General features: G+C 41.5%; 6 protein-coding genes. All 6 read left to right on the plus strand.

Features of this window, described 5'->3' with window-relative positions; translation table 11 throughout:
• Positions 1-114 precede the first annotated feature (114 nt).
• A complete protein-coding gene (gene proB / locus LPA49_RS20610; protein WP_036970656.1) occupies positions 115-1,218 on the plus strand; it encodes a glutamate 5-kinase in 1,104 nt (367 codons plus the stop codon).
• A 63-nt stretch (positions 1,219-1,281) separates the two neighbouring features.
• Complete coding sequence (locus LPA49_RS20615) at positions 1,282-2,253, plus strand: GGDEF domain-containing protein (RefSeq protein ID WP_036970652.1); 972 nt, start codon at positions 1,282-1,284, stop codon at positions 2,251-2,253.
• A 67-nt stretch (positions 2,254-2,320) separates the two neighbouring features.
• Positions 2,321-2,680: a glutathione S-transferase N-terminal domain-containing protein gene (locus LPA49_RS20620; RefSeq protein ID WP_036970649.1), complete on the plus strand. Its 360-nt coding sequence runs from the start codon at positions 2,321-2,323 to the stop codon at positions 2,678-2,680.
• Between the two features lie 80 nt (positions 2,681-2,760).
• On the plus strand, positions 2,761-4,245 hold the full coding sequence (gene gltX, locus LPA49_RS20625; protein WP_065978065.1) for a glutamate--tRNA ligase: 1,485 nt from the start codon (positions 2,761-2,763) through the stop codon (positions 4,243-4,245).
• Positions 4,246-4,503: 258 nt separating this feature from the next.
• Positions 4,504-6,030 (plus strand): arylsulfatase, encoded by a 1,527-nt coding sequence (locus LPA49_RS20630; protein ID WP_081759736.1) that lies wholly within the window; start codon positions 4,504-4,506, stop codon positions 6,028-6,030.
• A gap of 810 nt (positions 6,031-6,840) precedes the next feature.
• The coding region (locus LPA49_RS20635; protein WP_230237699.1) for a S8 family serine peptidase at positions 6,841-11,807 on the plus strand (4,967 nt) is incomplete at its 3' end.

Raw genomic sequence — 11,807 nt, forward strand, 5'->3', positions numbered from 1 at the left:
CTTCGTGTGTTAAAAATGAAAAAACGATCCTAGCATGAATTTTTTTAACTTGTTCAAAAACTGTTTGCTGGTATATATAAATTCTCTATTTTATTTACAGAATTAATAACGCAGATGCAAAGGCCACACGTCGTTGTTGTAAAGCTAGGCACAAGTGTGCTGACAGGCGGTACAGACAAATTAGATAAAGCACATATGGTGGAGCTTGTTCGCCAGTGTTGTGAGTTAAAAAAACAAGGTTATCAGGTTGTTTTAGTATCCAGTGGCGCAGTCGCTGCGGGTCGTGAGCAATTAATAACCCCCTGTGGCCGTTCTTTGATCGAAAAACAAATGCTGGCAGCAATTGGCCAAGGTCATCTTATTCATACTTGGCAGAGTTTATTTGCACTCTATGGTATTAATGTTGGGCAGATGCTGCTTACCCGAGCAGATGTTGAAGACCGCGAACGTTATTTAAATGCCCGCGACACACTCAATGCATTGCTTGCGCATAATGTGGTTCCAATCATTAACGAAAATGATGCCGTAGCCACGACTGAAATAAAAGTCGGCGATAATGATAACTTGTCTGCGTTGGTGGCTATTTTAGCAAATGCAGAAAAACTTTTGCTGCTGACCGACCAAGAGGGGTTGTTTACTGGTGACCCGCGCTCTGATGTTAATGCAACTCTCATAAACGAAGTATCACACATTAACGATGAGCTCAGAGAGCTTGCTGGTGGAAGTGGTACAAGTTTAGGAACTGGCGGAATGGCAACTAAACTTCAAGCTGCTGATATTGCTCGTCGTGCAGGCGTTGAAGTGATTATTGCCAAAGGTGCGGGTAAAAATGTGATTTTAAATTGCATGGCTGACAAACTGCCAGGTACTCGGTTTTTAAAATTAACCGCCCCCAAAGATGGTCGAAAAAAATGGCTATTAGCGGGCCCCAAAAGTTCTGGGCAACTGGTGATCGATGATGGTGCCAGTTTGGCACTCCAAGAGCGCGGAGCCAGCCTTTTAGCAAAAGGGGTCAGAGCTGTTAGAGGCCAATTTGAACGAGGTGATGTAATTGAAGTGATATCGAGTGAAGGTCAATGTATTGCAAAGGGGCTCGTTAACTTTAACCATCAAGAAATCGATACAATAAAAGGCTGCCACTCATCACAAATTGCGCAGTTACTTGTGTTTGCACCAAGCAGTGAAGTAATACACAGAGATGATATGATTTTATTATAGTTTTTTAGTAATTTTTATAAATTTAACTACACTAAAGTTACTAATAGTTCTGGGGACTTTTCAATGCAGGCAAACCCTTGTGGACATGAATGGGTTGTGACGATAACACAGCAAGAAGAAGAGCCAGAGCTTGATCAGGCCCTTGTCGATGCGGTGGCAGGGTTAGGAGAGTTTTCGCGGTTTGCTATTTATGTCAATAAATTCTTTAAACCAGGGCTACCTGCACAATTAATTAATAAAGACACCGTGATAGAGAAGCTCTCTGAACACGAGGTCAATGAATTAATAGATAAAGTCAGTCGCAATAAAATCCGCATTAGCCATAACTATGGCTGTATTTATACTTATGTACCTGTTTATTATACGGGAAATGTAGTAGGGGTTTTAGTGATTGAGTCGAATCAAGAGCTCACCGAACGCTGTAGTATGTTAGCAATTTACATGCTAAATATTTACGCTAATCAACTCGCATTGTTGCATAAGTCCCGCCTTGACCCATTGACAGAATTACTTAATCGTCAAACGTTTGATAAAAAAGTGATTGATATCGCGGCGCAAGCGGCGCATGGAGTTACTCACTCAGATGTAAATCACCGCCACTGGTATTTGGCAATGATCGACATTGATCACTTTAAACGTGTGAATGATAACTACGGCCATGTTATTGGTGATGAAGTCATTTTGCTGGTCGCACAATTACTCAAAAATAACTTCCGATTCGAAGATTATGTATTTCGTTATGGGGGAGAAGAGTTTGCCATTTTATTTCAAGCAACCGACGAATGTGATGCGCGCAACGTGTTAAATCGATTTCGTGCGTGTGTCGCTGAGTATCCATTTCCGCAAGTAGGTAGCCTCACTGTAAGTTGTGGTTTTTTGCCTATTTGTGAGTTTGAAATGGTTGCAAGCTTAGTTCAAAAAGCAGATAACGCCTTGTATCATTCAAAGAACATGGGGCGTAATCGCATAACGGCGTATTGCGAATTGGATATTCAAGATAATAAACACAATGATGACTCGATAGAGTTATTTTGAGCCTGTTGCAGCGTGTAGTGCTGTGTTAAAATTGCCCACCTTATTTTATTCAGTATGAGAATGTGAGATGAAGTTTGTCCGCTGGTTGTTAGGCCGCCTTATTTTACTTTTTGATTTTATTTTTACGCCGCGCAGTAAAAAACGTCCTGCTGCAGAGCAAGCACAGCTTGATTTAGTAACATCACAATTTAAGCTATATCAATTCAAAGCGTGCCCATTTTGCGTAAAAGTACGCCGTGCGATTAAACGCCAGGGCTTATCTGTGGAAACTCGTGACGCCAAAGGTAATGAACTCTTTCGCCAAGAGCTATTAGAGCAGGGCGGAAAAATTAAAGTACCGTGTTTACGTATTGAAGAAAACGGCCAAGTAACGTGGTTGTATGAATCAAACGATATCATTGCTTATTTAGATAAAGTCGCTGCATAAAGCGGCTTTTCACTTCGATAATAGCTCATGCTGTGCTAGCATTTGGGCAAATTTTTAATTGTCTTTTGAGAGATATAACCATGACAATTCGCACCCGTGTTGCTCCTTCACCAACAGGTGATCCGCATCTAGGTACTGCTTACATCGCTTTATTTAACTACTGCTTTGCAAAACAGCAAGGTGGGGAGTTTGTTTTACGTATAGAAGACACTGACCAAGTGCGCAGTACAGCTGAATCAGAGCAAGCTATCATGGATAGCTTACGTTGGTTAGGCTTAAACTGGGATCATGGTCCTGATGTGGGCGGTGAGTTTGGTCCATACCGTCAATCTGAGCGAAGTGATTTATACAAAAAGTTTGCGCATCAGTTAGTTGAGCAAGGCAAAGCATTTTATTGTTTTGCAACTAGCGAAGAGCTAGATCAAATGCGTGAAGAACAAATGGCTGAGGGTTTGCGTCCTAAATATGATGGTCGTGGTTTAAATCTATCAGACGATGAAATCAAAGCGAATCTTGACGCGGGTAAGCCGTACGTTATTCGTATGAAGATCCCAAGCGACGGCACGTTTAAGTTTAACGACTATCTTCGTGGCGAAATTGAGATCCCGTGGGAAAACGTAGACATGCAAGTGTTGCTGAAAGCCGATGGCTTCCCAACGTATTTCCTTGCTAACGTTGTTGATGATCACCACATGCAAATTAGCCATATTTTCCGTGGTGAAGAGTGGATCAACTCAGCGCCTAAGCTATTAAAATTATACGAAGACTTCGGTTGGGAAGCGCCTGTACTTGGTCACTTGCCGTTACTTCGTAACCCAGATAAATCAAAGTTATCAAAGCGTAAAAATCCAACTTCAATCAATTACTACAAAGAAATGGGTTACCTGCCAGAGGCACTATTGAACTATTTAGGCCGCATGGGTTGGTCAATGCCTGATGAACGTGAAAAGTTCACGCTAGATGAGATGATTGAACACTTTGATATGAAACGTGTTTCTCTGGGTGGGCCTATTTTCGACGTGGATAAGCTTAGCTGGTTAAACGGTATGTGGATCCGTGAAAACTTGTCAGATGCTGAATTAATGCAACGTTTTGTTGATTGGAAATTTAATACTGAGTTATTCGCTAAAGTATTACCAGAAGCAAAAACACGTATTAATACGTTATCAGACATGGTTGATCTTGCCGGTCATTTCGTGGGCGGTATTCCAAGCTATGATCCTGCGTTGTTAACGGCTGGTAAAGCGGGTGAAGATGCAACACGTCAAGCACTGCAATTCTTCATCTGGCAATTAGAAGGCTTACGTACATGGGAAAAATCAGCGATTTTTGCCATTGCGAAAGAAGTTGCAACGTTCCATGAGCTGAAGATTAAAGATTTTCTTGAGCCGATTTTTGTCGCTATTACGGGCAAAACATCATCAACATCGGTACTTGATGCAATGGAAATATTAGGCTCAGACCTGTCGCGTGCGCGATTACGTGTTGCACTTTCGCACATTGGCGTGTCAAAAAAGCAAGCGAAAAATATTGAGCGCGCTTACCGCGATTACCCGCAAGCTTAAAAATTATTACGCTTTAAAAACCGAGCTATATGTCAAGTGACCCCCAATAGTTGGACATTCCAATTACTGGGGGTTTTTTTATATTTAAATCAAAGTTAACGCAGATTTAACTATGTAAATAGGTACTACTCTAATAGTATTAAACATGTACAACTTATCACTTGTAGGAATATCTTAATTAAGCAGTATAAGGTGGCTGCAAGCGAGGGATTTTTTAAGCTGAAGTGAATGCTTCGGTTAATTTTCAAGGAGAAAGTGATGTTCAAATACTTATTGGTCTGTTTGACCTTTTTTGGCATTAGTATGTCGAGTTTCGCTGCTGATAAACCCAATGTGCTTATTATTTGGGGTGATGATGTTGGTATGTGGAATATTAGCGCTTACCATCGTGGCATGATGGGAGGTAGCACACCTAACATAGATAGCATTGCCAATGATGGCATGATATTTATGGATCATTACGCACAGGCCTCGTGTACGGCTGGTCGTGCTGCATTTATTACTGGTCAGTACCCAATGCGTACCGGTCTTAGTACGGTAGGTCTACCTGGAGCACCACAAGGTTTGCAAAAGAAAGATCCAACGTTAGCAACGATGCTTAAATCTAAGGGGTATGTAACAGGGCAGTTTGGTAAAAACCATTTAGGTGACCTTGATGAACACTTACCAACAAATCATGGTTTTGATGAATTTTTTGGTATTTTGTACCACCTCAATGCGGGTGAATACCCAGAACAGCAAGATTATCCACAAGACGCCAAAACACAAGAAAAGTTTGGTCTAAAAATGCGTGGAGTCATTCATTCAAAAGCGCTTGCTAATGGTAAACAAGAGGTTAAAGATCTTGGCCCATTTGGTAAAGAACGTCAGCGTAATTTAGACCAAGAAGTGCTTGTTGAATCAAAACGTTTTATTCGTGATGCAGTAAAACAAAATAAGCCTTTCTTCGTTTGGCATAACACCACACGGATGCATTATCAAACTAACCTTAATAAAGCGTATGACGGTAAAACAGGGTTTGGTTTATATGCTGATGGTATGGCTGAACTGGATGATGATGTAGGAGAGCTGCTTAACTTACTTGATGAGCTTAAAGTATCTGATAATACAATAGTGATGTTTTCTACCGACAATGGAGCTGCATCAAACTCATGGCCTGATGGTGGCAACCAGCCGTTTCATGGTGAAAAAGGTGTTGGTGGCTGGGAAGGTGGTTTCAGAGTTCCTATGCTTGTTAAATGGCCAGGCCATATTCCAAGTGGTGTAAGCACGGGTGAGTTTATGACCATGGAAGATTGGATACCAACGATTATGTCATGGCTCGGTGATAAAGACCTAAAAGCTAATTTGCTTAAAGGTACAAAAATTAATGGCCAAAAGTATAAAGTTCATTTAGATGGCTTCGATCAAAGTGATATCTTGTTGAATAATGGTAAAACAAACCGTAAAGAGTTTTATTATTTTACCGAAACGACTTTCCACGGTATGCGTTACGGTGATTGGAAGTTAATTTTCACAGAGCAAGAGCATTGGTTCAGATCTTCGCAACAAGCCCTTACTACACCTTATATCATTAACCTAAAAATGGACCCATTTGAGCGCTTCATTGATGCAAGGGGTTACGATGAGTGGGCAGAAAACCGTAGCTGGATTTTAGGCCCTGCAGGTAATCAAATTTCAGAGTTTGTAAAAACCTTTAAGGCTTTCCCGCCTAGCCAAGAGAGCATGTCAGTACAAGTGGATAGTGTCGCTGAAATGATTTCAAAGCAAGCGCTAAACCGCTAACAATATAGGCTTTACCAGGGCACGACGTTGCGACATCGCAGTTTTGTTCGTCACTGGTAAAGCTTTTACAGCTTTCAACCCCGTAGCCATTGCCGCCTCTATTTACCCCCTCACGTTTTAACTGCTCAATAGCAATACTCTATTTATCGCTGTTGGATTGTAACCGCTAGATTGCACTGAACGTTGCCCTAGGCAGCTAAGTTCTTCAACATCGCCAAAATAATATGCATCACTTTGAATAGCTTGTTCTTCACTTATAAATTCCTGTATTCGCTACTTTTCGAATTCATAAGTAAACAAATTAGGGGACTGTTAGTCTTAAACCTATGTTGCCGCAGGCAGATAAAGTTGAAAAAGTGGTGAGTAAAACGAGCAGTCGAGTGATGTCTTTTTCACTTTAACTAAGTTCTATTGTTCTATCGCTAAAAGCATGACTTTGTTGTTAAAAATTGAGGCTAATATTGAATCAATACATCCATTTATGCACTTTGGTTAGTCTTAAATGGGGTTGAAAATGTAACTAAGCTTGAATCTTTGTTAACAGTGTCGATTTTTTGCGTCTTAAATAAAAGTAGAAATTTTCACATTTAGAGAGTGTTCATTAAATTTCGATTAGCGTTATGGCTTGTTTTATAAGCTTAAATTTGATTTTGTCGTTATTTTGGTAATTTATTTGTTAAGGTTAAGTACAAAACGCTACAACTAAGTTGATTAATTTGTTTCATGGGTGTGATTGAATAACGGTTAAGTTTTGAAATGGATATTCATAAAACTTAAATAATTATTCAAATAACTATCCAGGAATTACTTATGCAAGTAAAAACACTCTCAATTGCTGTCGCTGCGGCTCTTTACAGTGCCAGCGCAGCCTATGCGACTGGTATTGAACCTAATAACAACGCAAATAAATTACAAGCACCTAATATTACATTCGATGAAGTAAAAGCACTTTCAAATAAAGTTCATGACGCTAGTTCAGAAACAATGTTGCAAAACAATGGCTTGAACGTAAAAATAAATGCACAAACAAGAAAGTTCGTTGAAGAAGGCATCACAGGCGAAAGTATTTATATTGTAAAACTTCGTGACAATGCCGTTGCATTAGAAGCAAGAGATATTCAATCTCCACTTGCTCGTAGCTTGCAACAACAAGGTGTAAGCAAGATTTTTGAACACGGTAAGCCGTCTTCTCCTGCTGTAATCGACTATCAAAATAAGTTATTAACTAAGCAGCAATCGGTAATGCAGAGCGTGGCTTCAGTAACAGGCCGTACAGAAATGCGCCGCCAGTTTACTAAAGCAATCAATGGTTTCTCAGTAAAAATGACAGAAGCCGAAGCGCGTAGAGTGTCAGAGCTAGGCTCTGTTTCATCTGTTATGCGTTCAAAGAATTATGACCTTTTATCTGATGAAGGCCCTCGTCATATTGGTGCAGACCAAGTGTGGAATGGTACGAGTGTACCAAGCGGTATCAAAGGCAAAGGTGAAGGGCAAATCGTTGGTATTATCGATACCGGTATTAATTCAGATCACCCGTCTTTTGCAGAAGTTGGCGGCGACGGTTATGTTCACACTAACCCGCTCGGCGATGGTAACTTCTTAGGTGACTGTGTTGACGATGCAGAGTTCATCCAATGTAATAATAAATTAATCGGTGTACGTTCTTATGACATGATCACCGATGTGTTCTCTGAAATTATCCCAGGCTGGCCTGCAATTGGTGAAGATTACCAAGGGCATGGCTCGCACGTTGCGTCAACAGCAGCGGGTAACGTAGTTAAAAACGTACCATTAGTCACTGTTGGTGCTGGTGACAAATCAGATGGCATGGTGATTAAAGAAGATCTCTTCCCAGAAATTTCGGGTGTGGCACCGCATGCAAATATTATTTCTTACCAAGTGTGTTACCCATCAAATGATATCGGTGCGAATGGCTGTCCGGGCGAAATATTACTAGCAGGTATCGAAGATGCGATTTCTGATGGTGTTGATGTTATTAACTTCTCAATTGGTGGTTCAGATTCAAACAGCTGGACAGACCCAGTACAACTTGCATTTTTAGCAGCACGTGAAGCGGGTATTAACGTTGCGGCTGCGGCTGGTAACAGCGGACAAGGGTGTGGCAGCGCAGAGTGTTTCGGCTATTTGGATAACTCATCACCTTGGCTTGCGCAAGTTGCAGCAACGACGCATGGTCGAAGTGTTGTGATTGAAACGCCGGTTGAATATGCAGGCTTTGCTGACGCATCAATGGGCTCTGAAGTGCCAAGCTGGTCAGAAATGGGTCTAACAGGTGGCTCACTTAACCAAACAGACATCACGGGTGTCGTTGTGTGGGCTAAAGACTATGCTGATGTGAATGGTGTTAAAGATGCGAATGGGTATTGTACTGCTGACTACCCAGCTGGCACATTTGACTTTTACAAAGATGGCTCGCCAATTGTGGGTGCTGCAGAGGGTGAAACTAACGTAATCGTTATTTGTCAACGCCATGACCCTCAAGACCCTAATGCTAATGCACGTGGTGCAAAGTCTGATCATATCAAAGCAGGCGGAGCAGATGGTTTCATTATGTTTAACCGTAATAGAGACCAAGGGACAGTTGCTGAAGGCTACTCACTTCCAAGTGTTCACTTTACTTATGATCAGTGGAATGGTGTATACCCAAATGATGGTTTAGAGGATTGGGTTGATAGCTTCTCTGAAAAAGGCCACATGATCACCATTAAAGCAACCAATGTTGAGCGTATAGTTAATGCTGAAGATGCTGATTGGTTAGCGCCATTCTCTTCTCGTGGTCCGTCGTATCCAAACCGTGAAGTATTGGCTCCAGCCCTTGCAGCGCCAGGTGTTGACATTTATGCGGCTTACGCTGATGAACATCCATTTGTTGCCACACCATACGGCACTGATTACTCAAGTTCTAGTGGTACATCAATGGCATCACCGCACGTTGCAGGTGCAATGACATTGCTACGCCAGGTACACCCAGATTGGTCAGCAACTGAAATTCAATCAGCATTATCAATGACTGCTGATAACGTGGTGAAATATCATCGCTTGAACAATGAAAAAGATACCATCGGTGAAGCGTCAGTTTACCGTGCTGGTGCGGGTCGTATTAATGTTGCTAATGCAGCTAAAGCCGGTTTTGTCATGGATGAGTCTGCGGAAAACTTTATTGCAGCAAACCCTGACAGTGGCGGTACACCACATAAGTTGAACATGCCAAATCTTGTTAATTTCTCATGTAAGCCGGAGTGTCAGTGGGTGCGTACCATTACTGCCACCGAAGATGGTACATGGACAGTAAGCAACGAAGAAGTTGTGAACTGGAATTTCGACATGAATAAGCAAATTCCACAAAATGGTATCAACTTTGAAATTACCCCTAATAAGTTCTCTCTAAAAGCGGGTGAAACACAAACCATTATTGTTAAAGCATCAATCATGGAAACGCAAGATTGGTCAAGTAACTCAGAAGTAGAGCTGCACAGCAACCTACTGTTTAAAGCAGAAGAAGAGAACATTCCTGATGCGCGTTGGCCTGTTGTATTCAAATATGATCGTGGCGATTTACCTGCTAACCTTACAACCGTTGCACACTCTGATAAAGGCAGCTACGTTGTACAAGGCGTTGAGTTACCAGTTGTTTCATCACCTGTTGCACAAGCATATATGCCAGTTGAAGCAACCATAGATACGTTTGAATTACCAAAAGATAAAGACAATTTCTTCCCGTGGGCTTCTAATCGTACGGTTGAAGTAGACCCCGCTGATATACTTGATGAGGCTACCTATTCTAAGTTCATCACTGTGCCAGCTGATTCTAAACGCTTAGTCGTTGAAGTTGTGGGCGTAGAGTCTGAACTTGAAGGAAACTCTGACCGTGCTAACCCGCTTGTCTACATTGGTAAAGACTACAATGGTGATGGCGAAATTCAGATTGAAGATGAAATCTTGTGTGTCTCTGGTCACGTTGTTTATAACAACTTCTGTAATATCAATAACCCAGAAGAAGGTGAATATTGGGCCGTTATTTATAACCCAGCGAAACAACGTAACCCTGACTTTATCGAAAAAATTCAAATTGCAACAGCCGTTGTTAGTAATGATGTAGCGGATACGCTTGACGTTACACTTCCTGCAAGTGATGGCGTAAACCCAGTTGATATGACAATCAATTGGGATATGAACATGAATGCAGGCGGTATTTACTACAGTGCAATCGACGCTGGCACATCAACCGTAAATCCAGATAATCTAGGGACTATTCCACTTCGCATTGAACGTGGTGTTGATGTTGTTGACGTAGCCGTAGGCACTGAAGCAGCTAAAGTCGGTGACTTAATTCCTGTTAGCTTTAATGTACTTGCGAATAACTCGGGTGCCGACCGTGAGTTCTCATTTGATATTGATGCGCCTGCAGGATTAAATTTCCACTCTGACCGCATTGAAATCTCAAGCACATCAGATGTGGATGCTGAAGTTGTTGACGGTAAACTTGTTATCTCGGGTGTACAACCAGATACACGAGATGTTCAACCTGATTACCTTGTTACTAACAATGTAACCGATGAAATGTGTCGCCTTCCAAGTTTTGGTAATTCAAACCCAGGTGGTTATGTTAACTTATCTGATTTTGGTATTTTCCCAATGTTGTCGGGTTTCCAAGAAAATGGTCAAGCTAACTATGGCCGTGGTTGGATTATTCCAGTTAACACCTTATTCAATGGTGCATACGATAAAGTAAGCCTGTTTAATAATGGTGATGAAGTAAATATGTGGAATAACTTTATCCAAGTTAAAGGGATTGGTACGGTTGATACGTTAGGTGCGCGTTACCTTGTTCCGGCACATTTACGCTTCCCTTACAACAATGTTCCATACGAAAATATGGCACCACTTTGGCGTGGTTGGTCTATCACTGAATCATCTATCACCAAAGATGTTCTCTCTGTAGGTCTATCTGCATCTGAAGGTATCTCACTGGCTTCAACGGCAAATGGTTGGGCTATTATTGAGTGGGATAATGCATCTGACTACGGTAACGAGTTTGGCTTTAGAGGTCAGTACTCTTATGACCGTCGTGATAACTCATTCGATTTCCAATTAATTTTCAATGCTGAAACACGTTTTGGTAAGAATGAGCATGAAATCTACTATGCGTACGATAACATCGACTTTGGCAGTACAGGTACTCACGGTAGTATCGGTGTGCAAGGCTTTAAAGGCCAAGTATCAACATTTGGTCCATTAGGTGATTATTTAGGGGTTGATATTGCGTACGATAACATCGACGAAGTAGTAAAAGATGACTACATCGTCTGTATGGATTACGTTGGCCCTGAAATGTCTCAGTTCGAAGTAACGGCATGGGCTGAAGTACTCCCTTCTGCTGCAGGTCAAACATTGGCACTTAACACCATTGCAAATGTTGATGGCATCGAAGCAATCACTAAGCTTAATGAAATTACAGTACCAAGCAACATCACGGTTGTAGCGCTTGACGATATGGTAACCACAGAAGAAACAGCAATTAGCTTTGATGTTCACTATATTGATGAAACAAACTCGAAAAATGAAATTTCAGTTATTTCAGACAATGTAAGTTTTGAAGTTGATGGCGATACAGTCACCGTAACACCCAATGAGAATTTCTACGGTGAAACAGAAGTGACGGTGGTTGTTTCTGACATTGAGAACCCATCAGATGCTGCAAGCACGACGTTTATGTTGACGGTTGAAGGTTTAAATGACGCACCCGTCGTTTCAGT

This window comes from Pseudoalteromonas sp. MB41, from assembly GCF_020966275.1.
GTDB classification, from domain to species: Bacteria; Pseudomonadota; Gammaproteobacteria; order Enterobacterales; family Alteromonadaceae; genus Pseudoalteromonas; species Pseudoalteromonas lipolytica.